Genomic DNA, 24,803 nt, shown 5'->3' with positions numbered 1-24,803 from the left:
TCAATATTTTATGCTGGAGGGTCTGGAATAGCATCTCTTTGTTTTTTTGCCAAATCTGTTAATCGAAAGGAGCAGATGGCAAGGGGACAGCCGCTGGGGGTGGCGGCTAAAATACCGCCTTGACCGGAGCTTAAACTATGTCGCTGGAAGATACCCGTCGGGAATACCAATATGGCCGACTGAACCGGGAGTCCTTAAAGGAGTGCCCTTTTGATCAGTTCGCCCTGTGGATGGAGCAGGCTGCCCAGTCGGACTTGTCTGACCCGACCGCGATGTGCCTGGCCACCGTGGATGCCAACGGCAAGCCTTGGCAGCGCACGGTTTTGCTGAAAGGATTCGACCGACAGGGATTTCTGTTTTATACCAACCTCGGTAGCCGTAAGGCCAAAGAAATGGCGGGGAACCCCAATGTTTGTCTGATATTTCCCTGGATGCGCATGGACCGCCAGGTGATCATTGGTGGACAGGTAGAAAAACTGACTAAAACAGAAGTACTGAAATATTTCCTTAAGCGCCCCCGTGGTAGTCAATTAGCTGCCTGGGCATCAAAACAGAGCTCCCGAATTAATTCCCGCCAGGCCCTGGAAACCCAGTTCCTACAGATGAAGGACAAATTTGCTGCCGGTGAGGTACCGGTGCCGGATTTCTGGGGCGGTTTCCGGGTAGTGCCGAGGGAGTTTGAATTCTGGCAGGGGGGTGAAAACCGCCTCCACGACCGCTTCCAGTATTTATTTGAGAATGGTGACTGGAATATTTCCCGGCTGGCGCCTTGAGGTATCAATAGGTCGCTAGAAACTATAGCGAATCGCCGCGTAGAAACTACTCGCTTCCTCGAACTGGCCGAAGAATGTAGTTTCCTCGCTGCCGCCAAAGCTGTTGAAGCCAGTTTCCAGCAGTAACTGATCGGAGGCTTTCCAGCTCACCTTGGGTCTGGCGTACCAGTCCTTGTCGGTGGGGGAGTAGTACACAAATAGCGACCAGGTAACATTCTGGTTGTGGGTCAGCCAGGTCAGTCGGTTGGTCAGCAGTTGCCGGTATTTGTCCCGTTGGGGCATGCCCGCTGGAAGACTGTCCCGGTAGTTGTCGTAATCCTCGAGCCGTTCCACGTAGTACTGCAGCGCCCCGGTCAGGCTGGGTACCAGCTCCTGTTCGTAGGCCAACAGCAGCCGGGATTCGCTGTTGTTGATCAGCGGATTGTCGCCGTTGCGGTCGTCCCGGGAGTCGTAATAACCCACTTCGCCGCTGGCGATCCCCTTGCCCAGATTACCGCGCAGACTGGCGCCCCATACCCGCAGTTCCGGGAAGGTATTCTGGCCCTTGAAGGGATCGAAACCGTTGGGGCTTTTCCAATAGCCATCGTAGCCGTAAAAAGCCACTTCAGCGCCTGCCAGATTTTTGTAGAGTCGCAGTGCCAGTTCCCGGCCATGGGGAAAGTCAGGGTTCACCGGCATGTCGCGGCCGGTATGATCGCCGATCAGCGGGTTATAGAAGGAGATGCGGCGGCCATCGATAAAGCGATCGCTGTCGAATTCTGGCACATATACCACATCCAGATTGGCGGGCTCAAAATAGAAAGCCAGCTTCACAGCATCCGATGGGGCTTTCAGGTACTCGGTATCCCGGCCGCTGAAGAAGCTGTTCCAGTCTTTGGGAAACAGGTCGTTGATAAACAGCAGGTCCCCGACCCCCCAGGTAAGAATCTGGCGCCCGGCTTTCACATCCAGGTGCTGGTTGACGGGCATCTGAAACCAGGCTTCCCGCAGGTCGAACGGGCCGCGACCGCGGTCGAGCTGCACCGATTCATCTCGCTGCACGTCGTCAAACAGGACATCGCCTGTAACGCGGGCGGTAACTGTTTCCCCGGCATAGTCGAGGGTCAGCTGTGCTCGCCCCTCGCCGATGAAGGTGTTCCGTTGATGTTCGTCGTCGTGGGTCCGCTGGCCGACTCGAGCCTCGGCAAAACCGTACACGGAGAAGGGGCTGTAGCTTTTCTCAGTATTTATGAAGCTGGTGTCATCGCCCAGTCCTGAGGGGAGTGAGGGTTCCGGGGCAGCGCTGCCGGGGAGTCCCAGTCCGCTGGGTAGGGCAGGCCCACTTGATCTCGGTGCTTGCTTTGTCGGTACGCTTGGCTCAAGCCCACCGGGTAGGGGTGGCTCTGCCGTCACGGACAGGACGGTGAGCATGGCGCCGGAGAACAGCAGGGTGCGGAGCGTGCTTTTCATCAATGACGTTTCCGGTTAACGCAGGTATTTCACTGGTGCCCGGCGCAGATAGCGTTCACTGAAAATCTCTTCCGGCAAATCGACATTGTAGGTGACTGAACTGTATGTCATCAGGGTTTTACTGCCACTGCGCAGGTCTTCCATACTGGCCTTGGTGACAGTGGGATAGCCGTCGATGTTATCGACACCCAGTGCCGTGGCCACTCGGTATTTCTCGCCATTCTTGTCAAAGTACTCCGTCTGCACCGGAATGAAACTGGTCTTGTGCACATACATCACGTAGTGGGAAAACTCCACACTGTCCGGATCCTTGGGGGTGTGTTTCAGCACATAGTAGTTGTCGGTCGTCTCCACAAGCTCGTGACTGTCGGCGTTGATATCGCGACCGCTGACATCTTCATAAAAGTAGTCGGAACCCACAAAGCTGGTGCGCTGGTCGGAGGCGGCAATGCGTTTCACCAGGTCCAGGGCGGGCAGGTAAAGCCAGCGGTCATCGTCGCGATCCAGATGCTTCCAAACCAGGAAGGCCATTTTGTTGACGTCCGCAGGGCGCTGGAAAAACACGTAAAATTGCTGGTCGCCGTTGTAGGCTTCACCGGCGATGTCATCGCTGTTGGAAACATCCCGGCGCAGGATAGTAAAGCGGCGTTCCCGCTCACGGCCCTGCTTGTCGGTGATGCTCATCAGTACCTCGGCGCGGCCGTCCTTGCCTTGGTAGTAGGCGGTTTGGTTGGTGCGGTGAACGATCTCGTCAACACTGGGGGTGTCTGCCGCGATGGCTCCTGAAAGCCACAGTGAAGCAAACAGGCCAACCGCCGGGGCTATGGCAAGGGAAAGGGTTCTGTTCAGTTTCATGGCGTTACTCCTCTACCTTGAAAATCATTTTTTTCATCAGGGTCAGGATGGCTGGCAGAATCAGCAATGTAGCGGCACCGGCGCAAAGAATAATCGAAGCGATAAATAAACCTACCGTCTGATAGGGCACCAGTGGCGCGGCTAATAAAGGCAGGAACCCTGCACCAAGAATAATGGCATTGCGGGAGATGGCTCGTGCCGGCTCGCCGAACACCAAGGGGACAGCCGCCTGCCAGCTACCGGCCTCTTCAACCAGTGAGCGCGAGCGGGCCAAAAAGTGAATCGCATAATCCACCGCCAGGCCGAGACTGAGAGCGCTTAATACCGCCACCGGCATATCATAGTCCTTGCCGATCAGGCCGATAATGCCGTAGATCAGGCCTACGGTAACGGCTAGTGGAATCATCGCCAGCACGCCGAGTATCAGTGAGCGGAACAACACAATCATCATCACCAGTACCACCAGAAATGAACCGAGGAAGGCTTCTAGCATCCCGGACACCATCTTGCCCTGCCAGACCACGTTGATATAGGTGAGCCCAAACCACTGGCTGTCGATAGCTACTGGCGGCGGATTGTTGGTAAGGAAGTCATTCAGGCTTTGCACCACGGTTTCCATGTCCTTGTTGTCACCACTACTTAATTGCAGCCACAGTACGGTGCGGCGGTAATCGGGGGTGACAAAGTGCCACAGATCGTGGGGGCGGTGACTATTCTGATAGGTGATCAGTGTCTGGGCCACTGCGTTGGCACTGTCCGGAATGCGGAACTGTGATTGTTCTCCCAGTTGCAGTTCCCGGTAGACGGTTTTCACCACATCTGTCAGGGAGTTGACCTTGCCCACTTTGGGGTTGTCCAGCAGGTCTGCCTGCAGATCTTCCATCCAGCGAAGGGCCTCGGGCTGTTTAAATAGCTCCTTGCGTTGCTGCTGCTCTTCCAGAAACAGTTGGATGTCGTCCCAGCTGTAGTAGTCGTCATCGCTGGCACTGGCCAGGCCCTGTTCTGCGCGCTCGGCCAACACATCCATAAAACTGTCAGCAGTGCTGGCATCTGCCTGCTCAATGGCTGCGGCAAATTGTTGGTAGGGTGCGGCAGTGTTGCCCGAAGCTTCACCCGCTGCCTGGCGTTCTCCCAGTTGCTGTAACAGAGTTTGCTTGTCCACAGTGCCAGCCTGATCCGGTGCGGACAGTTCCAGGTAGGCCATATAGGTGCCACCAAAGTGATCGTTCAGCACCCGGTCGGCGACCCGGATCGGGTGTTGCGCTTCGAACCAGCGCGTGGGGTTGTCATTGACCACAATTTTGCTGATGCCGTAACCGGCGACCACCACGGCGGCGAGTGTGAACAGCAGGATGATTCGTGGGCGGTGTGTGGTCAGTTTCCCGGCAGCGGTAAGTGTCCGTCCCAGCATGCTGTGGTCTTCCTCACCAACATGATGACCGTATCCCTCCAGGCGTTTTTCATCGATGAGCATGATATATGCCGGGATAAAGAGCATAGTCCACAGCCAGGCCAGGAAAACACCGATGGCAATAAACAGTCCAAATACCTGCACCGGGGGAATTGGGGTCAACATCAGCGAGCCGAAACCGGCCATGGTGGTTAGGGTGGTGAACAGCATGGGTGAAAACAGGGTGGTCATCACCTCTTCAATGGCTTTGCGCCGGTCCTTGTGGATCGGGTAGCGATCAAAAAATTCGGACAGAATATGCACCGCATCCAGAACCGCAATGGGCATGATAAAGATCGGAATCATGGAGCTCATGATGTGGATGGTATTGCCGGTGGCAATGAGCAGCCCCATGGTTACCAGGGAGCTGACCATGGCGATGATCATCGGCGATACCACCAGAATCAGTTTCTTGAAAAACCACCACAGCAACAGGAAGATCACCAGCATCGCCAGCGGTGCAGAGATGGCCATCTGGATAAACATTTCCACACCAAAGGTATCTTCGGCCACGGGCAGGCCGGTGATATGCACCTCATCGCCGTGCTCGGCCCAATTCTTAGTAAATTCCAGCAGCTCAGAACGAATCCGATAGGACAGTTCTTTTTTGGTAATCGGCAGGTACAGTGCCAGTGCCTGACCATCTTCGGAAACCAGAGTCCCTTCCAGGAAAGGAATGCGTTTGGCCCGCTCAAGCACCTGCTGGGCGGCAATATCATCTGCCGGCGCTGTAGGCATTAGCCAGGAGAAATTGACGCTGCCAAGCCCCCCCTGTTCGATATTGTCGACGGTGGAGGGCGCGATCAGGTCAATACCGATGACCCCTTCGCCATCCCACTGCAGGCGTTTAGCAAACTCTGTCAGTTCATAGACGCGGCCTAGCGAAGCGGCATTGAATACCCCCATGGGGTGTCGATTATTCACGATGCCGACGACGACCATATCGTTGAGATCGAAGCGCTCCTTGGCCTCGTGATGAAACACTCTCACTGGCTCATCCTGAGATAGCATGTTCTCCGGATCCGTATCGACAGTGATGTGGTGAAACTGCTGAAATTTCTCCGGCCATATGGAGGGGACTGCGGCCACAGTGATAACTAGCAGGGTGGTCAGTGTCATAAACCAGGCCACCCATTTGGAACGATTTAGTGCCAGATGCACCATTCCTGCACAGAGATTTTTCATCATAGTGGTTCTGCTTCCTCGCCAGTTGCCACTTCATCACAGACTTCGGTTGACTAATATATTAGTTTTTGCTTATATTAGAGTCAACTAATATATTGTTGTCTGCCAAGAGCTGTTTATGAATAAAAGCATGGATTTGGAAACGCTGCAGGAAAATGCCACCAAAGCGTCTGCCCTGCTCAAATCGTTGGCAAATCCGTCCCGCCTGATGGTGCTTTGTGCGTTGGTCTCGAGGGAGCATACCGTCACAGAGCTGGAAACGCTGACCGGACTGAGCCAGTCCGCCCTGTCACAGCACCTGGCGAGGTTGCGAGATGAAAAGATTGTCACTACGCGCCGTGACGCGCAGCGCGTGTTCTATCGTTTATCCAATCCGAATGTAACGGCCATACTGGAAACGATGTATGGCATTTATTGTGGTGTGGATAAGCAAGGTTAACGATTCACTGAGCGAGGGCTGAGTCATGGCTAAAATTGTGATTATGGGGGCGGGTATTGGCGGTGTATCGCTGGCCTATGAACTGCGTGAAGCGCTGGGGGCAGAGAATGACATCATGGTGGTTTCTGATTCCCCGGAGTTTCAATTTGTCCCGTCAAACCCCTGGGTGGCTGTGGATTGGCGCAAACGCAAAGATGTGGTGATCGAGATCGAGCCTTGCCTGAAGCGTAAAAAAATCGGTTTTTCCCCAGTGGGTGTCAGAAAGGTACACCCCCAACAGAATCAGATAGAGCTGAACGACGGCTCAATGATGGATTATGACTACCTGGCCATCGCCACTGGCCCGCGACTGGCCTTTGATGAAATCGAGGGCCTGGGCCCGGTGAACGGCTATACGGAGTCCGTGTGTCATGTGGACCACGCAGTGACTGCACGGGAAAAGTGGGAAGAATTTATCAAGGAGCCCGGCCCTGTGGTTATTGGCGCTGCGCAGATGGCCTCCTGCTTTGGCCCAGCCTATGAGTTCTCTTTTATCGTTGATGCTGATCTTCGCAAGCGCAAGCTGCGCCACAAAGTGCCTATTACCTATATCACCTCTGAACCCTATGTGGGTCATATGGGGTTGGACGGTGTGGGTGACTCCAAGAGCTTGATGGAAAGCGAGTTTCGCGATCGCCATATCGACTGGATTACCAATGCCAAGATCGTGAAGATTGAAGACGGAACCATGATCGTGGCGGAACACAACAATGATGGCGAGGAAATCAAACGTCACGAGTTACCCTTCAAATATTCCATGATCCTGCCAGCCTTTACAGGCATTGAAGCGGTCATGGATGTGGAAGGCCTGGTCAACCCTCGGGGTTTTGTACTTGTTGACGACCAGCAGCGCAATCCTACCTACCCGAATATCTATGCTGTTGGCGTTTGTGTCGCCATCGCGCCCCAGAAAGCCACGCCTGTTCCCACTGGCGTGCCGAAAACCGGTTATATGATCGAGTCCATGGTGGCCGCCACGGTGAAAAACATCCGATCCTGTATCGCCGGAGAGCAGCCGGTGGCAGAGGCCACCTGGAATGCCATTTGTCTGGCGGACATGGGGGACACCGGCATGGCCTTTGTTGCGCTGCCGCAAATCCCGCCGCGCAACGTTACCTGGGCGAAAAAAGGGAAATGGGTGCACCTGGCGAAAATCGGCTTTGAAAAGTACTTCATGCGCAAAGTGCGTAAGGATGATACGGACCCCATCCATGAGAAATTTATTCTCAAGATGATGGGCATTGAAAAATTGAAATAACAGGAGTGGTTGCTATGAACGTTGATCGACTGGTGTTTCGCATTGCCGGCTTGTTTGTTCTGGCAAGTCTGCTGCTCAGCCAGCTGCACTCTATGTACTGGCTGTGGTTTACCGCCTTTGTGGGAATCAATATGTTCCAGGCCTCATTCACAGGGTTTTGTCCCATGGCGATTCTGTTGAAAAGAGTGGGCATTGAGACAGGCTGTGCATTTAAATAGGTCGCAGTTCAGCCCATAAAAAAGCCCGGCATCTGCCGGGCTTTTTTGTTGAAGTAACGGTGCTTATTTGCGCTTCATCGACATAAAGAATTCGTCGTTGGTTTTGGAGTCTTTCAGCTTGTCGATCAGGAACTCGATAGCATCCGCGTCTTCCATGCCGTGCAGGAGCTTGCGCAGAATCCATACCCGTTGCAGCTCTTCCTCACCCATCAGCAGGTCTTCACGGCGAGTGCCGGAGCGGCGGATATTGATAGCCGGGTAAACGCGTTTTTCCGCTACCTTGCGGTCCAGGTGCAGCTCCATGTTACCGGTGCCCTTGAACTCCTCATAGATCACTTCGTCCATTTTGGAGCCGGTTTCCACCAGTGCGGTGGCAATAATGGTCAGGCTGCCACCCTGCTCGATATTACGTGCGGCCCCAAAAAAGCGTTTTGGACGCTCCAGGGCGTGGGCATCCACACCACCTGTCAGCACCTTGCCTGAGGAGGGTTGCACAGTGTTGTATGCGCGCGCCAGGCGGGTGATGGAATCGAGCAGAATCACCACATCCTTCTTGTGTTCCACCAGGCGCTTGGCTTTTTCTATCACCATGTCAGCAACTTGCACGTGGCGGGCCGGGGGTTCATCAAAGGTGGAGGCGATCACTTCGCCACGCACAGAGCGTTGCATCTCGGTCACTTCCTCGGGACGCTCATCGATCAGCAGTACGATGATGTAGCACTCGGGGTTGTTGCGGATGATAGCCTGCGCGGTGTGCTGCATGAGGATGGTTTTACCGGCTTTGGGCGGTGCCACAATCAGGCCACGCTGGCCTTTGCCGATGGGGGAAATCAGGTCGATGATGCGTCCGGTGAGGTCTTCGGTGGAGCCGTTGCCCGATTCCAGTACCAGTCGCTCGTCAGGGAACAGTGGGGTCAGGTTTTCAAACAGAATCTTGTTGCGGGCGTTTTCCGGCTTTTCAAAATTGATTTCATCCAGCTTGAGCATCGCAAAGTAACGCTCTCCCTCCTTCGGGGGCCGGATTTTTCCGGAAATACTGTCGCCGGTACGCAGGTTGAAGCGGCGAATCTGACTGGGGGAGACGTAGATGTCATCTGGCCCGGCCAGGTAAGAGCTGTCTGCTGATCTCAAGAACCCAAAACCATCGGGTAGAATTTCGAGTACCCCATCGCCGTAGATATCTTCGCCGCTTTTGGCATGTCGTTTGAGGATGCTGAAAATGACATCCTGTTTGCGGGAGCGGGCGAGATTGTCGAGGCCAATGCCTTGGGCAATTTCTAAAAGTTCATCAATGGGTTTGGTTTTGAGTTCGGTTAAGTTCATAAATACTGACATGGTAATTGTAGGGATTTGGACGGGCTGATTGCCGGTCGAGAAATGAGCTGGTGTCCTGGAAGGGCTTGCCGGAATTATTAGTTTAGTTGTTTTTTCTCGTCGAAGGACATCGACTTGGTTGAGATGCAGTATAGGCGGGGCTAGATTAAAGCGCAATAACTGTTGCGGTGGTAAACGCTACCACCGCAACGGTTTTATTAAAGGCTTGCGTCAATAAACTCTACGAGCTGTGTTTTCGACAGTGCGCCGACCTTGGTGGCCTCAATATTGCCATCCTTGAACAGGATCAGCGTCGGAATACCACGAACATTAAACTTGGCAGGGGTTTCCTGGTTGGAATCCACATCCATTTTGCAGATTTTTACTCTGCCAGCGTATTCATCTGCCAGTTCGTCCAGAATGGGTGCAATCATTTTGCAGGGACCACACCAGGCAGCCCAGAAGTCGACCAGTACCGGGGTGGTGACATCCAGCACTTCGCTGGCAAAGCTGCCGTCGGTAATGTGAACGATGTTGTCGCTCATGGAATTCTCCAGATTAATGAGTATTAAAGGATTAGGGGGTAGAATTTGTGAAATCATACCACCCGCATAAGGCGAGTAACAAATGCCTGGTGGACAAAGAAACCCGCAAAGGTAATTCGTGAATAATATTTCAGATAGCGGCCATACGTTGGCGGCCATTGATCTAGGGTCCAACAGCTTTCACATGATAGTGGCCCGTGTAGCCCACGGCGAAATGCGCCCGATTGAACGGTTCGGGGAGCGGGTCCAGCTGGCCGCTGGCATGAAATCCAATCGACTCGCTGAAGACGCTATCGAGCGCGGCCTCAATTGTCTTGCCCGTTTTCGCCAGGTGATTGAAAAACTGCAACCCTCGGCCGTGAGGATTGTGGGCACCAATGCCCTGCGTGCAGCCAAGAATGCCAAAGCGTTTATCAAGCCAGCGGAGGCACTGATCGGTTTTCCGGTAGAAGTCATCTCCGGTCGAGAGGAGGCGCGGCTTGTCTATCTGGGTGTGGCTCATACCCTTGCCGATGACGACAATTCGCGGCTGGTAGTGGATATTGGCGGCGGCAGTACGGAGTTTGTGATCGGGCAGCGTTTTGAATCGAAGCTGCGCGAGAGTCTGCACATGGGTTGTGTGACTTATCGCGACCGTTTTTTTCCGGGTGGAAAAATTTCCGAAAAACGCTTTGCCAAGGCCTACCAGGCGGCGTATCAGGAAGTGTTGTTGATCCGCAAAGCCTATAAACAGCATGGTTGGGACAACGCGGTCGGTTCTTCCGGCACTATGCGCAGTGTCGAAGCAATTCTGATGCAACAGGGTTGGTCAGCGGAGGGTTTCGATGCTTCCTGCCTGGCAGGCCTGCGCAAGTTTCTGTTGTCCCATAACCATATTGATGAACTGACGGATCTGCCAGGTCTGAGTGAGCGGAGGCGCGGCGTGATTGTGCCTGGTGTGGCGATTATCTGTGGCGTTTTCGATGCCTTGGGGGTGGCACATATGAACACCTCGCCCGGCGCACTGCGGGAAGGGGTAATCTACGAAATGATGGGCCGTGAAGTCCATGAGGATGTTCGGGAGCGAACCGTGTCTTCCCTGATGCGCCGTGCGGAAGTGGATCAGCAGAATGCCGACCAGGTAGAGTCTATGGCCATGCTGCTGTTTGAGAAAGCGGCGCAGGAATGGCATCTAACAGAGACGGATAGGGACCTGTTGCGATGGGCATCCCGTTTACACGAGGTCGGGTTGAGTGTGGCGCACACACAGTTCCACAAGCATGGGCAGTATCTGATTGAGCATTCGGATCTGCCTGGCTTCAGCAAGCAGATGCAGTGGATATTGGCACTACTGGTGCGCAGTCACCGCCAGAAATTCCCGACGGAAAACCTAGTCGGCCTTGATAAGGCACAAGTACTGTATCTGAAAAAGCTTTGCGCGATCATGCGCCTGGCGGCTGTGTTCAAATACGTGACTGCCGTGGAAGGGGAGCCGCTCTTTTCCACCACGGTTCAGGGTTCCGAGATCGTGCTCGGTTTTGATGAAGGCTGGCTGGAGCGTCACCCCCTGACCAGCGATGCATTGTCTGCCGAGCGCCAGGTGCTGAAAAAAATTGGCTTCCAGCTGCGCTTCAATGGAATCTGACAGGAACGGTTAGTCGGTCAGTTTGCTGAGCAATTCCATTTGTGCAGACAGTCTGGGTTGGTTGTTTTCGGGCTGGTTGAGAAGGTAGCTGCCATCCGATTGCATTTCCCAACTCTGGCAGTTGTCCTGTAAGTAACTTTGCAGGTCGCTGCGGATTCTCGCCTGCAGGCGACCACTCAGAATCGGAAAGCAGATTTCTACCCGGTGCATCAGGTTGCGCTCCATGACATCGGCGCTGGCACAGTAGATTCTCGGCGTGGCATTGTGGAAATAGTAAACCCGGGAATGCTCCAGAAAACGGCCAACAATTGAGCGTACGCGAATGTTTTCTGAAACCCCTTCCAGGCCGGGGCGCAGGCAGCACATGCCGCGAATAATCAAATCAATTTGTACGCCTGCCATGCTCGCTTCGTAAAGCGAGGTGATAACTTTCGGTTCTGTCAGGGCATTGACCTTGATGATGATATGGGCCTCTTTGCCCTGACGGGCGGCTTCCGCCTCTTCTTCAATCAGTCTCAGCAGGTTTTTCTTCAGGGTGAAAGGGGCGCTGAAGAGTGTTTTGATGCGTTCCGCTTTGCCCATGCCGGTAAGCTGTTGAAAAATCTTATGCACATCACTACTGAGATCGGGGTCGGCACTTAACAGGCTGTAGTCGGTATAGAGGCGTGCATTTCCAGCGTGGTAATTGCCGGTTCCAAGGTGCACGTAGCGGCGCAGTTGTTGGTTTTCCCGTCGCACAATCAGCAGGGCCTTGGCGTGGGTTTTATAACCCACCACTCCATAGGTGACCACTGCTCCGGCTTCCTGCAGGTGTGTTGCCAGCTGCAGGTTATCCTCTTCATCAAACCGTGCGCGCAGCTCAATCACCACGGTGACTTCTTTCCCGGCGCGGGCGGCTTCTGCCAGTGCATCCACCACTTCCGACGAGGAACCGGTCCGATACAGGGTCATTTTGATTGAAAGCACAGCGGCGTCTTTGGCAGCCTGGCGCAATAGGTCAATGATCGGCGTAAATGACTGAAACGGGTGATAGAGGAGAATGTCTTCTTTTCTCACCGAGTCGAGAATGTTGTGATCGGAGCCGCGCAGTGATTTGGGGATTGACGGAATAAAACTGGGAAATACTAATTCGCTGCGATTCAACATTTGTCGCAATTGCATCATGCGACCGAGATTCACGGGGCCATCGACCTGGTAGAGTTCATTCTCGGTCAGGTTGTACTGATCCAGCAGAAAGCTGACCAGCTCTTCCGGACAGTGCTTGTCGACCTCGAGCCGCACAGCACTGCCAAAGCGCCGCGAATGCAGCTCCCCGCGCAACGCCCGGGCAATGTCTTCAACCTCTGCGGCATTGAGATCCAGGTCGGCATCCCGGGTGATGCGAAACTGGTAGCAACCGGTAGCCGTCATGCCGTTAAAAAGGTCGTCGATATGGGCGTGCATCAGGGAAGACAACAGGACAAAATTATCGCCGTCTTCACAGAGTTCGTCGGGCACGCGAACCAGCCGGGGCAGGGAGCGTGGAGCTGGCACGATGGCCATGCCGCTATCCCGTCCAAAGGCATCTTTGCCCTCCAGCGACACAATAAAGTTGAGACTCTTGTTCACCAGACGGGGAAACGGGTGTGCCGGGTCCAGTCCGATCGGGCTGATAACGGGCATTACCTGGTGGCGAAAGTAATCTTCTGCCCAGTTGGCAATTTCCGGGCTCCAGCTTTGTCGGTTGAGTACACGGATTTTCTGGGACTGGAGTGCCGGCAACAGAACCTCGTTGAGGATCTGGTATTGCTTCTCAGTGGCTAATTTGCACTGTTCGCTCAGGGTGTCCAGCACATCCTTGGGGCGCATGCCGTCAATGCTGACGGTTTCCCGGGAAAAGCTGATCTGACGCTTGAGACCCGCCAGGCGGATTTCGAAAAACTCATCCATGTTGCTGTTGAAAATCATCAGAAACAGGAATCGTTCCAGCAGCGGGTACTCTTCATTGAGCGCCTGTTCAAGAATCCGCAGGTTAAACTGCATCATGCTGATATGACGGTTGATGAAAAAGTTGGCGCTGTTGAGATCCGGCTTGTTAGCGTCCACGTTTGGCTCCTGTACAGAATGGTTCTGCGGCTGAGTCACATTGTCCATAGGAAAGCGTCCGGGCGAAAAGCGTTATTTTCTGTCTCTTATATGACACTTCTTTGACATTTTTATGACGTTGCTTCCCGATAGGGGAATGACGGTCATACTGAACCCTAATGTCATTACAGCCTCTAAGCAGACTGAAAAACATAAAACTCTGGACAATCCATGCCCATAAAAAAAATAGCCATCCTGATAGTTATAGCCCTGGTTGTGGCGGCTTACCTGCTTTTAGATGGTCAGCAATATCTGCATCCTCACTTTTATCAGGCACTCTATGCCGAGCAGCCGCGACTGACGGCGGCGGTCTATTTTGTCATCTATGTGGTAGCCACCGGCTTTTCACTGCCGGGGGCAGCACTGCTGACAGTGATTGGCGGTATGATCTTCGGACTCTGGACGGGCGTGCTGCTGGTGTCCTTCGCCAGCTCTCTTGGTGCCACACTGGCATTTGTGGTGTCGCGACTGTTGTTGCGTGACTGGGTACAGGCTCGTTTCAGCCGTTACCTCGGTGTGGTCAACCGTGGCATTGAGAAAGACGGTGCTTTCTACCTGTTTTCTCTGAGGCTGATACCGGTCATACCCTTCTGGGTGATCAACCTGGTGATGGGGCTGATGCCCATCCCCGTATGGCGCTTCTACTGGGTCAGCCAGTTGGGGATGCTGGCGGGCACCATTGTCTATGTGAATGCCGGCGCTGAAATTGGCTCCATAGAAGAGTTGTCGGCAGCCTCTATTCTGACGCCGGGCCTGTTGCTGTCCTTTTTGTTGTTGGCGATGTTCCCCTATGTGGCTCGTGCACTGCTGGATGCCATCAAGCGCCGTCGGGCTTACCGCGGTTATACACGTCCGGCCAACTTCGATCGCAACCTGGTGGTCATCGGTGCGGGCAGCGCTGGCTTGGTGAGCGCATATATCGCCTCTGCTCTGAAGTCGAGGGTCACACTGATTGAAAAACAGCGCATGGGTGGTGACTGCCTGAATACCGGCTGTGTGCCCAGCAAGTCCCTGATACGTGCCTCCCGCGCGGTAAAAGAGATTCAGCGTGCGGCAGAGTTCGGGATTGATGTCGGCACCCCTAGTGTCGACTTCGCCCGGGTCATGGGCCGGGTAAAAAAAGTGATACGACAAGTAGAACCCCATGACTCTATTGAGCGCTATTCCTCCCTGGGAGTGGACTGTGTTCAGGGCGACGCCAGTATCTGTTCACCCTGGGAGGTGATGGTCAATGGTCAGGTCATTACCACAGCAAATATTATTATTGCCTCTGGTGCGAGCCCTCGTATTCCGCAAATTCCCGGTCTGGACCAGATCAATTATCTGACCTCCGAAACCATCTGGGAGTTGGAGGCATTGCCGCAACATCTACTCGTTATGGGTGCCGGCCCCATTGGTTGTGAGCTGGCACAGGCGATGCAACGCCTTGGCGCCAGGGTGAGGCTGGTTGGTCCACACCTTCTGCCACGTGAGGATGAAGATGCCGCCCAGCAGGTGTTGGCTGCTTTACAGGATGAGGGCGTGGAGGTATTGCTCGGATACCGGATTGGAGAATTCGATACCCGTGGCGGCGAGCAGGTGGCACTGGCCACAGACTCAGACGGTAATCGGTGTGAAATCGTGTTTGACCAGGTTCTGGTTGCGCTGGGTCGTCAGGCCCGCACCGGGAATATGGGGCTGGAAAAGCTGGAGATCGAGCGTAACCCGGATGGCACATTGGTGGTGGATGAATACCTTCGTACCCGATTTCCCAATATCTATGCCTGTGGCGACGTTGCCGGACCCTATCAATTTACCCATGCCGCTGCCCACCAGGCATGGTATGCAACAGTGAATGCCCTGTTTGGCCGCTTTAAAAAATTCAAGGTGGAATACCGGGTGATGCCGCGGGTGACATTTACCGACCCGGAAATTGCCCAGGTCGGCTTGACGGAAAAAATGGCCAGGGAGCAGGGCATTGAGTATGAAGTTACCCGCTATGGGTTGGATGACCTGGATCGAGCGATGGCAGAAAACAGTGCCAGTGGTTTTGTGAAAGTGCTCACGATGCCGGGCAAGGATCGCATTCTTGGTGCCTGCATTGTTGGCGCCCATGCGGGCGAACTGATTGCCGAACTGGTGCTGGCCATGAAGCAGGGGATTGGCCTGAAAAAAATTCTCGGTACCATACACAGTTACCCAACCATGAGTGAAGCCAACAAATTTGCAGCGGGTAACTGGCAGAAGGCCCATAGCCCAGAGCGATTATTGCGCTGGGTTAAAAAATTCCATCGCTGGCAGCGCCATTAACAACAACTCCGCCCTTACAGGTGGTACTGGAAGAACGATGTACGACACGGTTAAAGATTATTACGGCAAAGAGCTGCAGAGCTCGGCGGATCTGAAAACAGATGCCTGCTGCACGGTGGACAGTGTTCCCCAGCACCTAAAGCCGATCATGGCGAAAATACACCCGGAGGTTACAGGTAAATACTATGGCTGCGGCCTGGTGGCTCCCCAGCTGCTGGATGGTTTGCGGATTCTGGACTTGGGCAGCGGCTCAGGGCAGGACTGTTATGTGCTGTCCGCTATGGTCGGCGAACAGGGCGACGTGGTGGGCGTGGACATGACGGACGAACAGCTGGCGGTGGCCAACCGGCACATCGAGTTCCACCGCCAGGCATTCGGGTTTTCCCGGCCCAATGTGCGCTTTATCAAAGGCTATATCGAAAAGCTCGATGAATTGGGTCTCGAAGACAACAGTTTTGATGTCATCGTCTCCAATTGTGTGATCAACCTGTCTCCGGACAAGCGGGCGGTACTTGAACAGGCCCACCGATTGCTTAAGCCGGGCGGTGAACTATATTTTTCCGATGTGTATGCGGATCGCCGAGTGCCTGAGTCCTTAAGCCATGATCCTGTGCTCTATGGCGAATGCCTTGCGGGTGCACTGTACTGGAATGACTTTGTGCAGTTGGCCAAAGCAGTGGGCTTTGCCGACCCGCGCCTGGTGGAAGATCGCCCATTGGCAGTTAATAGTGATGACATCCGCAGAAAAATTGGTGATATGCAGTTTTATTCCGCCACCTATCGCCTGTTTAAACTCGATCAGTTGGAACCCGCCTGCGAAGATTACGGACAGTCTGTGACATACCTCGGCACCATTCCCAATGCGCCAGAATTATTTATGCTGGACAAGCATCATATTATAGAGACAGGAAAACCTTTTCCCGTGTGTGGTAACAGCTATCGCATGTTAAATGAAACCCGATTTAAAAATCATTTTAAGTTTTTCGGAAATTTTGAAAGTCATAGGGGTATTTTTAAAAATTGCGGAACAGATTTGCCATTTGACAGTAATAAAAAAATATCGGGAAGTTGCTGTTAGATTGTCAGGACAATTTTTCTAAAACAGAATTAAGAAATCGATGACCTTTTTTTGTGGTGCATATTTTTTCAGGATTATTTTCGATTAATCCCATGGCAATAAGTTCGTGGTATTTCTGTTCAATATGGCTGAATGCAGTGCCTGTTCTATCTGGATAAAATTCTCTTTCTACACCGTCAGTTAGGCGCAGGGCGTTCATCATGAATTCCAGCGGTAATTCGTCTGTCGAAATATTATTACATTTGGCAATAAAAGAATTTTCCCTGCCTAAATAATCTGAAGGGTGGCGCGTTTTTGAGAGGCGAATAATTCGTTGTTCATCAGGTAGTGTGATTTTTCCATGTCCCCCTGCACCTATCCCTATATAGTCGCCAAAAGCCCAATAATTGACATTGTGAGCAGATTTTTTATTGTCTCGACAAAAAGCCGATATTTCATATTGAAAATAATTGCTGCTTTGTAATTTTTCCAGACCCTTTTCATAAATATTTTCCAGTATATCTTCTTCAGGCAGCGTCGGAGGGTGTCGATAAAATTCCGTATTCTGCTCAATGGTTAACTGATACCAGGATATATGAGTGGGCTGTAATTCAATGGCCTGTTGCAGGTCGTTAAGTGCTTCAGATTCGGTCTGCCCGGGCAAGCCATGCATCAGGTCCAGGTTGAAATTCTCGAATCCGGCCTGCCGAGCCATACCGACCGCGTTGATCGCCTGCTCTGCACTGTGAATACGACCCAGTCGTTGCAGGTGGAGATCGTTAAAACTTTGAACACCGATGGACAGCCGATTAACGCCGACACTGTGAAAGGCGCTGAATTTTTCCTGCTCAAACGTACCGGGGTTGGCTTCCAGGGTAATTTCGATATCGCCATCGAAACCAATGCGTCGACGGGCGGCCTGAATGATGCGACCGATGCTTTCTGCGGAAAAAAGGCTGGGCGTGCCGCCCCCGAAAAAGATGGATGTCAGGCGGCGGCCCTGGGCATAGGGTTGCTCGCTATCAAGATCGCGAATCAGAGCCTGTACATAGGCTTCTTCGGGGAGAGATTCCCCAGCGGCATGGGAGTTGAAATCACAATAGGGGCATTTGCGCACACACCAGGGAATGTGAACGTAAAGCGCAAGGGGTGGCAGAAAAAGTGGTGTGTGTTCCATGGGGCGGATTTTAGCACCCCGGCGAGTCAATAGTGGGCTTTACCTGCTCATATCAAGGGCGGTAACTGGCGACGCTAGAAGGAATAGGAGATCGACAGCGAACCGTATTCATGGGGGTCCTGCTGTTCCTCAAATTCACGGGTGCGGAAAACCTTGGCGTAAGAGATTTTCCAGCCATCCACCAGGAAACTGAAACCGATGGCGGCATCGGAAACCACGGGTCGACGGTCAACGCTGTGGCTGCTCTCAAAGGTATTACCGTCCAGAAAAATATCTCTGGCTACCAGGCGGGTATCAAAAGAAATGAATGCGTGTAGACCACAGATCAGGCGCTGGCAGTACCGGGCATCACCCCTGCCGGGGGAGCTGTTATCACCGCCGGGGCGCAGTGAGGCCGTGCCAAAATCCTCGGGTAATTGCCAGCCAATGCGGTATTCCCCACCCAGATTGAGATAGGTGGCGATATTGCCAAGGCTGACACCGCTGTGGGCGATGAAGTCCTGGTGGGGCCATTGGTGGGTGAGCTTAAAGCGGTGCTTGTGCTCGTAAACCAGCTGTAATCCCAGTTCGTTTTCAAGCTGGTTGTCCCAGCCATTGAATTTATCGATATTGCGAATATCGTGAACCAGGTCCTGGGCATTTTCTGCCAGCGAGGCTGGGCCCACCATGCCGAGGTTCATTTCCAGGCTGTCCAGTTGCTCCTCGTCGCGAATATGGTAGGCAAAGCCGAGATACAGGAAGCCCGCATAGGGCCGGTCATCCTCGATGAGTTCGCTGGCGTATTTGTCGGATGGGGTAAACATGGTTTGCCCGAGACTGATGACCAGGTTGCGCTCCAGTTCCTGCTGATCTTTCAGCCCATGAAAAAAACGCAGTCTGCGGTTGGTTTCTTTTACCCATGCCGGCAGGCTGGGATCTTCCAGGTAGGATGTCAGGTCGGCGGAGATGCAGGATAAGCGGATGCCATTGGTATAGTGGCGATCGGTTTCGCCAAACATGTCATTCTCCAGGTATAGGTTAAATGTCTGGCAAAACCGTGGGCGTTCTTCCTCTGCCAGCCCCAACAGTGGCATGAGAATGACGAGCGTTAAAAACCAATATTTCATACAGATTCCTGCCTTGAGATTTCCATTATGGTTGCCGGGGGCAATGCGGGCAATGTCATTGAATAATGCTCTGCACAGCGTCAAGATGCAGTTTTGCTGGCCTGGGGACACACAGTGAAGGGAATAAAGACCGCGGACTTGCTGGCGTCAAAACGCTTTTTGCCCCTGTTTCTGACACAGTTTTTCGGTGCCCTCAACGATAATCTGTTTAAAAACGCCCTGCTGGTGATGATTGTCAGTGCCAGCATTGTCAGTGCCGAACAGGTAAACACGGTGGTAAATCTCGCTGCCGGGTTATTTATCCTGCCCTTTTTTCTGTTTTCTGCCCTGGCCGGTCAGCTGGCAGACAAGTTCGAAAAATCCCGTATCATTCGCGCCATCAAATTTGCCGAAATTATCATCATGTTGGTGGGAGCCCTGGCGTTCTATTTGGGTATGCTCTGGCTGCTGTTGGCGGTTCTATTTTTCATGGGCACCCAGTCGGCTTTTTTTGGTCCGGTCAAGTACGCCATTCTGCCGCAGCACCTGGGCAATGATGAGCTGATTGCTGGCAATGCCAGGGTGGGTATGGGCACCTTTGTGGCCATACTCATTGGTACCATTGTCGGCTCCCTGATTGGGGGTTCAGCCCAGGTGCAGTGGCTTGCTGGGGGAGTGGTTCTGGTAGTTGCGCTTGTGGGGTGGTTGAGCAGCCGGAAGATCCCATTGGCAGAACCGTGGGCCAAGGGATTGAAAATTGATTGGAATATCCCCCGTGTCAGCTGGCAGCTGATTCGCCTGGCGACAGAGAAGCAGACGGTATTTCTGGCCATACTGGGCATCTCCTGGTTCTGGATGTTGGGGGCGACCTACCTGACCCAAATGCCGAATTTCACCAAGACCGTGCTGAAGGGTGAGCCGGGGGTTATTGCCCTGGTGCTGTCGGCCTTTACGGTCGGTGTGGCCATGGGTTCCATGTTGTGTGACAAACTCAGTGGGCCTCGGGTGGAAATTGGCCTGGTGCCCCTCGGGGCGCTGGGTTTGAGCCTGATGGGCATCGATCTGTACTTTGCGGCCGAGTCCTATCAGGTGGACGCAGTGGTCAGTCCCATGGTGTTTCTCGCTAGTGGCGACAGCTGGCGGGTAATGGTGGACATTTTGTTGCTGGGTCTGTTTGGAGGGCTTTATATCGTCCCTCTTTACGCGATGGTTCAGGCCCGCACCGCCCCGGAAAAAAGGGCGCGTATTATCGGCAGCAACAATATTCTCAATGCCTTCTTTATGGTGCTGGCCAGTGTGTTGGGCATTCTCTTTCTGGGCGTCGCGAAATTCAGTATCGCCGAGCTCTATCTGACCGTCGCCTTTATGAATATTGCCGTGGCGCTGTTTATTTTTTTACAGGTACCAGAATTTACCATGCGCTTTCTGGTGTGGTTAATGGGGCACAGCCTTTACCGGGTCAGTCACAGTGGTCTTGAGCAGATTCCTCCCCGCGGCGCTGCGATCATTGTCTGTAATCATGTCAGTTATGTGGATGCCCTGTTACTGGCGGGCGCGGTGCGTAGGCCCATCCGCTTTATCATGTACAAACCCATTTATGAGTTGCCGGTACTGAATTTTATTTTTCGCACCGGCGGTGCGATTCCCATCTGTTCTCAAAAGGAAGATCCCCAAGCTTACGAGCAGGCCATGCAGAGTATTTCAGATGCTCTGAAGCAGGGGCAGTTGTTGTGTCTGTTCCCGGAGGGCAAACTGACCGGGGATGGCGAGATCGACGTGTTCAAACCGGGCATTGAACGTATATTGGCCCGGGATCCGGTACCGGTAGTGCCAATGGCCCTCAAGGGCTTGTGGCGGAGTTTTTTCAGTCGCAGTAACGGTGGTGCCTTTCGCAAGCCCTTTCGACCAGGTTGGAGGCAGGTTTCGGTACTGGCCAGCGCCCCGCTGTCACCGGAATCAGCCACTGCGGAGACTTTGCGAGCAAAGGTGATGGCGTTGCGTGGTGCGGACCAGTAATGCTGGATGAACCAGCATAAAGGAGAACAGAGATGGGTAAACTGAAACTGCACTGGCAAATGTTAATTGCCATTGTCGCCGCGATTCTGGTGGGGCTACTGGCTGGGCAGGAAAGCGCTCTGTTGGGCATCCGCTTATACGACCTGTTCGGCTTTGTCGGCACTTTGTTTCTCAACGCCTTGAAAATGATCATCGTACCGCTGGTCATGTCGTCGATCATTGTCGGCATTGCCGGCCTCGGAGGCAGTGAAAATCTTGGGCGTCTGAGCGCCAAAACCCTGGGCTTTTACATGTCGACCAGCCTGTTGTCGATTACGGTGGGATTGTTGCTGGTGAATCTTCTGACTCCCGGCATTGTCGATGGTGAAGCAGCGGGTAGCCGCCTTAACCTCAGCGAGCCCCAGGCGGTTGAAGAACAATTATCACGGGTGGATGGTCGTGGGGCGGGGGATATCACGGCGGTATTCTTACGCATGGTGCCCCCCAACATCGTCAAGGCGGCCGCCGATGGCCAGATGCTCGGGCTGATTTTCTTCAGCCTGCTGTTCGGCGTCTTCATGACGCGGATTACGCGGGAGCACAGTCAGACCATGTTGAGCTTCTGGAACGGCGTATACGAAACCATGATGCAGGTCACTCTGTTTATCATGAAGTTTGCTCCACTGGGGGTGTTCGGCCTGGTGGCCAAAACGGTGGCGGCGACTGGCTTTGATGCATTTCAGCCGTTGCTGGTGTTTTTCATTACCGTGGCATTGGGGCTGGCCATCCATGTGTTCATCACCTTGTCGCTGATACTGCGTGCTGCGGGCATTCACCCGGTACGACATTATCGGGCCATGCTGCCGGCGATGTTGACGGCATTTTCCACAGCCTCATCTTCCGGCACACTGCCGGTCACCATTGAGTGCGTGGAAAAAAATGCCGGTGTCTCCAACCGCACCAGCTCTTTTGTGTTGCCGCTGGGCGCCACCATCAACATGGACGGCACGGCACTTTATGAATGTGTAGCCGCCATGTTCATTGCCCAGGCCTATGGATTGGAATTGAGCTTTGCAACGCAGTTTGTGATTGTGCTGGTTGCCTTGCTTACTTCCATTGGTGTCGCAGGTATCCCTGCTGCCAGCCTGGTGGCGATTACCGTGATTCTGGGGGTGATCGGTTTGCCTCTGGAGGGTATTGGTATGTTGCTCGTAACTGACCGCATTCTGGATATGATGCGCACCGCTGCCAATGTTTTCAGTGATTCCTGTTGTGCGGTGGTGATTGCCAGATCTGAGGGCGAAGACAATGTGCTGAGTGGGTAAGCGATGTATCCTTTATGAAGATATACCCTGCATAAAAAAAAAGCCCGGCATTAGCCGGGCTTTTTTATGGCGGTCATGTTTAAGAACTTCAGCTGAAGATACCCTTGAAGAAATAGAAAAACAAAATGGCCAGGCCGGCTCCGGCGGGTAGGGTGACCAGCCATGACATAAAAATGGTACCGACAATACGCAGGTTTAGAGCGGCGATGCCGCGGGCCAGGCCGACGCCCAGGACAGCACCCACCAGTGTGTGGGTGGTAGAAATAGGCAATCCGGTACCGGAAGCTAAAACCACAGTGGCAGCGGCACCGAGTTCGGCAGCAAAGCCGCGACTAGGGGTTAGTTCGGTAATCTTTCGGCCGACGGTACCCATCACCTTGAAGCCGTACGTTGCCAGACCGAGAACGATCCCCACGCCACCCAATAATAAAATCCAGTGTGGCATGACGCTTTTGGCTTCGACGGTACCTGCCTGCACGACATTGACCACGGCGGCCAGAGGACCTACCGCATTGGCGACGTCATTGGAGCCGTGGGCAAAGGCCATGGCACAGGCGGTGAACACCATCAGGATGGCAAATACCCGTTCCACGTTGGCGAAACGGTTATCCTTTTCAGCGGCCTCGTCAGCTTGCACGCGGCTCAACAAGATCGTACCCAGTGCCATCACCACCAGGCCTATCACTAATGCAATGAGAGTGCATTCGCCGAAGCCTAGTTTAATGCCGAAGTCTTTGAAAACGTGTTTCAGTCCTTTCAGCATGGTGACCATGGCGATCAGAAAGCCCACTGCAAACATGTAAAAAGGAATGATTTTTTTGGCCCGGACGAAGGGGTTGTCCTGGGTCAGAATCAGCCTCTGTACACTGCGGAAAAGCATGTAGGAGATGGCACCAGCCAGTAGTGGCGAGACGACCCAGCTGGCAACAATGCTTCCCACCTTACCCCAGTTGACGGCGTCGGCGGAAATACCCACCGCTGCAAAACCGACAATGGCGCCGACGATGGAGTGGGTGGTGGATACGGGCCAGCCCATGACACTGGCCAGTAGTAACCAGGTGCCCGCTGCCAACAGAGCTGACATCATGCCGAACACCAGTAGGTCCGGGGAACCGGCCATGACAGCCGGGTCAATGATGCCCTTGCGGATGGTTTCAGTGACCTCACCTCCAGCGAGGTAAGCCCCGGCAAACTCGAATATCATGGCGATCAGGATCGCTTGCTTGACAGTCAGAGCCCTGGAACCCACCGAAGTACCCATAGCGTTGGCGACATCGTTGGCACCAACTCCCCAGGCCATGAAGACCCCGAATATACAGGCCAGAATAATCAGTATCTGGCCGTACTCAGCAAATAACGTCATGGGTTGTTCTCGTTAATTGTTGTTATAGGTTTAGCGGGCAAGCAGCAGTTGCAGTTTGCCACCCACACTTTGGGATAGGTCGGCTACTTCGCCAATGATATCGATCACCTGGTATAGGAACATGGCATCAATGGGCGGTAGCTGTTTTTCTTTTTCGAAAAGACTGTGACGAATATCCTGTTCGAGTTGGTCTGTGCGGTCTTCAAGAACATCCAGTTCGCGGATAAGTTTTTCCACAAAATCCACTTCCTTGCCGATAAAGCCGACTTCGAGCAGCTCATCAAGCTCGTTAATGGCTTTATGTGCCTGACGGCATGCTTCCACAGAAGTAGTGACAAACTCGGTCATCTGGCTTTCAAGTCCTTCCGGAATGGACATTTTTCTGCCCAACATGAGCCCGGCAATATCCTTGGAGCGATTGGCGATACGGTCTTGCTGGCTGAGCATATTGAGCAGATCGCTGCGGTCCATAGGCATGAACAAGCTTTTTGGCAGGTGCAGGCGCAGCTTGCGCTTCATGGCATCCGCTTCATGTTCCAGCTCGGACATGCGATCAAAAATCTGTTCAGCCTGTTGCCAGTCGTTGGCAATGGCGGAGGACATGAAGCTGCAAAGGAGTTCGGTGCAGGAAACGACTACGGTCATGTGGGATTGCAGGGGACTGATAGGTGACTTACCGAAAAGACTGGAAAGCGGGTTATTGAAAACCATGGAGCGTCCTCCTTAATGTGTAGGGCGCGAGTATAGGTAGCTGAAACAAAAATGTCACATATAGGGGGTGGAAACCGGTAATTTCTTATACTCGAAGTAACGTTGCTCAGACTTGGCCATAGCGTTCACCGTCTCCCAGCCAGCGCTGGATAATCAGGTTGGTAGTGTGCGGCGAAGTTTCCAGCAATTGCCTGGCCAGGCGTTTGACCTCCGGCAACAAGTGGCTATCCCTTTGCAGGTCTGCGATACGAAGTGACATCTCACCGGTTTGACGGGTGCCGAGAACTTCACCTGGGCCGCGCAATTCAAGGTCTTTTTCGGCGATACGGAAACCGTCGTTGGTTTGTCGCATGATACTCAGGCGCTCACTGCCCTGTTTTGACAGCGGTGGGCTGTAGAGCAGCACGCAGTGACTTTCCAACTTGCCGCGTCCGACGCGGCCGCGGAGTTGGTGTAGTTGCGCCAGGCCAAGACGTTCCGGATCTTCGATGATCATCAGGCTGGCGTTGGGCACATCGACACCGACTT

The 24,803-nt window shown here is 53.5% G+C and carries 19 protein-coding genes and 1 pseudogene; 9 read left to right on the top strand and 11 right to left on the bottom strand.

What is annotated here, in order from left to right; translation table 11 throughout:
* The first annotated feature begins 137 nt into the window (after window positions 1–137).
* Entirely contained in the window at window positions 138–773 is a 636-nt protein-coding gene (pdxH, locus tag ACYZYZ_RS03615) for a pyridoxamine 5'-phosphate oxidase (RefSeq protein WP_461483275.1), read from the top strand.
* Between the two features lie 15 nt (window positions 774–788).
* On the opposite strand, the gene ACYZYZ_RS03610 is transcribed toward pdxH, so the two are convergent.
* Genes ACYZYZ_RS03610 through ACYZYZ_RS03600 form a run of 3 tightly spaced genes read right to left on the bottom strand, consistent with a single transcriptional unit; the run spans window position 789 to window position 5,715 of the window.
* The gene (locus tag ACYZYZ_RS03610; RefSeq protein WP_461483274.1) at window positions 789–2,222 is read right to left on the bottom strand and encodes a hypothetical protein; all 1,434 of its coding nucleotides are present in this window, start codon (window positions 2,220–2,222) and stop codon (window positions 789–791) included.
* Window positions 2,223–2,237: 15 nt separating this feature from the next.
* On the bottom strand, window positions 2,238–3,077 hold the full coding sequence (locus tag ACYZYZ_RS03605; protein ID WP_461483273.1) for an outer membrane lipoprotein-sorting protein: 840 nt from the start codon (window positions 3,075–3,077) through the stop codon (window positions 2,238–2,240).
* 4 nt (window positions 3,078–3,081) lie between these two features.
* A complete protein-coding gene (locus tag ACYZYZ_RS03600; RefSeq protein WP_461483272.1) occupies window positions 3,082–5,715 on the bottom strand; it encodes an efflux RND transporter permease subunit in 2,634 nt (877 codons plus the stop codon).
* A gap of 115 nt (window positions 5,716–5,830) precedes the next feature.
* Between ACYZYZ_RS03600 and ACYZYZ_RS03595 the strand changes: the two genes are divergently transcribed.
* From ACYZYZ_RS03595 to ACYZYZ_RS03585, 3 genes are read left to right on the top strand one after another with little or no spacing between them, the layout of a single operon-like run.
* Window positions 5,831–6,151, top strand: a complete 321-nt coding sequence (locus ACYZYZ_RS03595; RefSeq protein WP_305170406.1) for an ArsR/SmtB family transcription factor — start codon at window positions 5,831–5,833, stop codon at window positions 6,149–6,151.
* Window positions 6,152–6,176: 25 nt separating this feature from the next.
* Window positions 6,177–7,448 (top strand): NAD(P)/FAD-dependent oxidoreductase, encoded by a 1,272-nt coding sequence (locus ACYZYZ_RS03590; RefSeq protein WP_461483271.1) that lies wholly within the window; start codon window positions 6,177–6,179, stop codon window positions 7,446–7,448.
* 14 nt (window positions 7,449–7,462) lie between these two features.
* Entirely contained in the window at window positions 7,463–7,666 is a 204-nt protein-coding gene (locus ACYZYZ_RS03585) for a YgaP family membrane protein (RefSeq protein ID WP_305170408.1), read from the top strand.
* A 63-nt stretch (window positions 7,667–7,729) separates the two neighbouring features.
* Here ACYZYZ_RS03585 and rho read toward each other — a convergent pair whose 3' ends face one another.
* Together rho and trxA are read right to left on the bottom strand one after the other, a co-directional pair.
* Window positions 7,730–8,989 carry a transcription termination factor Rho gene (gene rho, locus ACYZYZ_RS03580; protein WP_461483270.1) on the bottom strand — a complete coding sequence of 420 codons (1,260 nt, stop codon included), beginning with the start codon at window positions 8,987–8,989 and terminating at the stop codon, window positions 7,730–7,732.
* 209 nt (window positions 8,990–9,198) lie between these two features.
* Window positions 9,199–9,525, bottom strand: a complete 327-nt coding sequence (trxA, locus tag ACYZYZ_RS03575) for a thioredoxin TrxA (protein WP_461483269.1) — start codon at window positions 9,523–9,525, stop codon at window positions 9,199–9,201.
* Window positions 9,526–9,643: 118 nt separating this feature from the next.
* Between trxA and ppx the strand changes: the two genes are divergently transcribed.
* Window positions 9,644–11,149, top strand: a complete 1,506-nt coding sequence (ppx, locus tag ACYZYZ_RS03570; RefSeq protein ID WP_461483268.1) for an exopolyphosphatase — start codon at window positions 9,644–9,646, stop codon at window positions 11,147–11,149.
* A 9-nt stretch (window positions 11,150–11,158) separates the two neighbouring features.
* On the opposite strand, the gene ppk1 is transcribed toward ppx, so the two are convergent.
* A complete protein-coding gene (ppk1, locus tag ACYZYZ_RS03565) occupies window positions 11,159–13,234 on the bottom strand; it encodes a polyphosphate kinase 1 (RefSeq protein WP_461483267.1) in 2,076 nt (691 codons plus the stop codon).
* A gap of 210 nt (window positions 13,235–13,444) precedes the next feature.
* On the opposite strand from ppk1, the gene ACYZYZ_RS03560 reads away from it, so the two are divergent.
* Together ACYZYZ_RS03560 and ACYZYZ_RS03555 are read left to right on the top strand one after the other, a co-directional pair.
* On the top strand, window positions 13,445–15,562 hold the full coding sequence (locus ACYZYZ_RS03560; RefSeq protein WP_461483266.1) for an FAD-dependent oxidoreductase: 2,118 nt from the start codon (window positions 13,445–13,447) through the stop codon (window positions 15,560–15,562).
* A 37-nt stretch (window positions 15,563–15,599) separates the two neighbouring features.
* Complete coding sequence (locus ACYZYZ_RS03555; protein WP_461483265.1) at window positions 15,600–16,640, top strand: methyltransferase domain-containing protein; 1,041 nt, start codon at window positions 15,600–15,602, stop codon at window positions 16,638–16,640.
* 4 nt (window positions 16,641–16,644) lie between these two features.
* Here ACYZYZ_RS03555 and hemW read toward each other — a convergent pair whose 3' ends face one another.
* Entirely contained in the window at window positions 16,645–17,796 is a 1,152-nt protein-coding gene (gene hemW / locus ACYZYZ_RS03550) for a radical SAM family heme chaperone HemW (protein WP_461483264.1), read from the bottom strand.
* A gap of 74 nt (window positions 17,797–17,870) precedes the next feature.
* Complete coding sequence (locus ACYZYZ_RS03545; RefSeq protein ID WP_305170417.1) at window positions 17,871–18,902, bottom strand: lipid A deacylase LpxR family protein; 1,032 nt, start codon at window positions 18,900–18,902, stop codon at window positions 17,871–17,873.
* A 114-nt stretch (window positions 18,903–19,016) separates the two neighbouring features.
* Here ACYZYZ_RS03545 and ACYZYZ_RS03540 point away from each other — a divergent pair, with 114 nt between their 5' ends.
* Together ACYZYZ_RS03540 and ACYZYZ_RS03535 are read left to right on the top strand one after the other, a co-directional pair.
* Window positions 19,017–20,897: an MFS transporter gene (locus ACYZYZ_RS03540; RefSeq protein WP_305170419.1), complete on the top strand. Its 1,881-nt coding sequence runs from the start codon at window positions 19,017–19,019 to the stop codon at window positions 20,895–20,897.
* A gap of 32 nt (window positions 20,898–20,929) precedes the next feature.
* Window positions 20,930–22,201: a dicarboxylate/amino acid:cation symporter gene (locus ACYZYZ_RS03535; RefSeq protein ID WP_305170420.1), complete on the top strand. Its 1,272-nt coding sequence runs from the start codon at window positions 20,930–20,932 to the stop codon at window positions 22,199–22,201.
* 88 nt (window positions 22,202–22,289) lie between these two features.
* On the opposite strand, the gene ACYZYZ_RS03530 is transcribed toward ACYZYZ_RS03535, so the two are convergent.
* From ACYZYZ_RS03530 to ACYZYZ_RS03520, 3 genes and pseudogenes are all read right to left on the bottom strand, one after another.
* Window positions 22,290–23,564 (bottom strand): inorganic phosphate transporter, encoded by a 1,275-nt coding sequence (locus tag ACYZYZ_RS03530; protein ID WP_305170421.1) that lies wholly within the window; start codon window positions 23,562–23,564, stop codon window positions 22,290–22,292.
* 30 nt (window positions 23,565–23,594) lie between these two features.
* A complete protein-coding gene (locus ACYZYZ_RS03525) occupies window positions 23,595–24,275 on the bottom strand; it encodes a TIGR00153 family protein (protein WP_305170422.1) in 681 nt (226 codons plus the stop codon).
* A gap of 106 nt (window positions 24,276–24,381) precedes the next feature.
* Window positions 24,382–24,803: pseudogene (locus ACYZYZ_RS03520) on the bottom strand (ATP-dependent DNA helicase RecG); the annotation flags it as partial.

Origin of the sequence: Porticoccus sp. (assembly GCA_023261185.1) — a bacterium.
Taxonomy (GTDB): Bacteria; Pseudomonadota; Gammaproteobacteria; order Pseudomonadales; family Porticoccaceae; genus Porticoccus; species Porticoccus litoralis.
Note: the sequence above shows the minus strand (reverse complement) of the source record. Positions and strands in the feature narration are given on the sequence as shown.

Coding starts and splice junctions, on each gene's coding strand:
- hemW (WP_461483264.1), bottom strand. CDS start 17,796: ATGGAACACACACCACTTTTTCTGCCACCCCTTGCGCTTTACGTTCAC.
- rho (WP_461483270.1), bottom strand. CDS start 8,989: ATGAACTTAACCGAACTCAAAACCAAACCCATTGATGAACTTTTAGAA.
- ACYZYZ_RS03600 (WP_461483272.1), bottom strand. CDS start 5,715: ATGATGAAAAATCTCTGTGCAGGAATGGTGCATCTGGCACTAAATCGT.
- pdxH (WP_461483275.1), top strand. CDS start 138: ATGTCGCTGGAAGATACCCGTCGGGAATACCAATATGGCCGACTGAAC.
- ACYZYZ_RS03605 (WP_461483273.1), bottom strand. CDS start 3,077: ATGAAACTGAACAGAACCCTTTCCCTTGCCATAGCCCCGGCGGTTGGC.
- ACYZYZ_RS03585 (WP_305170408.1), top strand. CDS start 7,463: ATGAACGTTGATCGACTGGTGTTTCGCATTGCCGGCTTGTTTGTTCTG.
- trxA (WP_461483269.1), bottom strand. CDS start 9,525: ATGAGCGACAACATCGTTCACATTACCGACGGCAGCTTTGCCAGCGAA.
- ACYZYZ_RS03525 (WP_305170422.1), bottom strand. CDS start 24,275: ATGGTTTTCAATAACCCGCTTTCCAGTCTTTTCGGTAAGTCACCTATC.
- ACYZYZ_RS03590 (WP_461483271.1), top strand. CDS start 6,177: ATGGCTAAAATTGTGATTATGGGGGCGGGTATTGGCGGTGTATCGCTG.
- ACYZYZ_RS03595 (WP_305170406.1), top strand. CDS start 5,831: ATGAATAAAAGCATGGATTTGGAAACGCTGCAGGAAAATGCCACCAAA.
- ACYZYZ_RS03530 (WP_305170421.1), bottom strand. CDS start 23,564: ATGACGTTATTTGCTGAGTACGGCCAGATACTGATTATTCTGGCCTGT.
- ACYZYZ_RS03610 (WP_461483274.1), bottom strand. CDS start 2,222: ATGAAAAGCACGCTCCGCACCCTGCTGTTCTCCGGCGCCATGCTCACC.
- ACYZYZ_RS03560 (WP_461483266.1), top strand. CDS start 13,445: ATGCCCATAAAAAAAATAGCCATCCTGATAGTTATAGCCCTGGTTGTG.
- ACYZYZ_RS03535 (WP_305170420.1), top strand. CDS start 20,930: ATGGGTAAACTGAAACTGCACTGGCAAATGTTAATTGCCATTGTCGCC.
- ACYZYZ_RS03545 (WP_305170417.1), bottom strand. CDS start 18,902: ATGAAATATTGGTTTTTAACGCTCGTCATTCTCATGCCACTGTTGGGG.
- ACYZYZ_RS03555 (WP_461483265.1), top strand. CDS start 15,600: ATGTACGACACGGTTAAAGATTATTACGGCAAAGAGCTGCAGAGCTCG.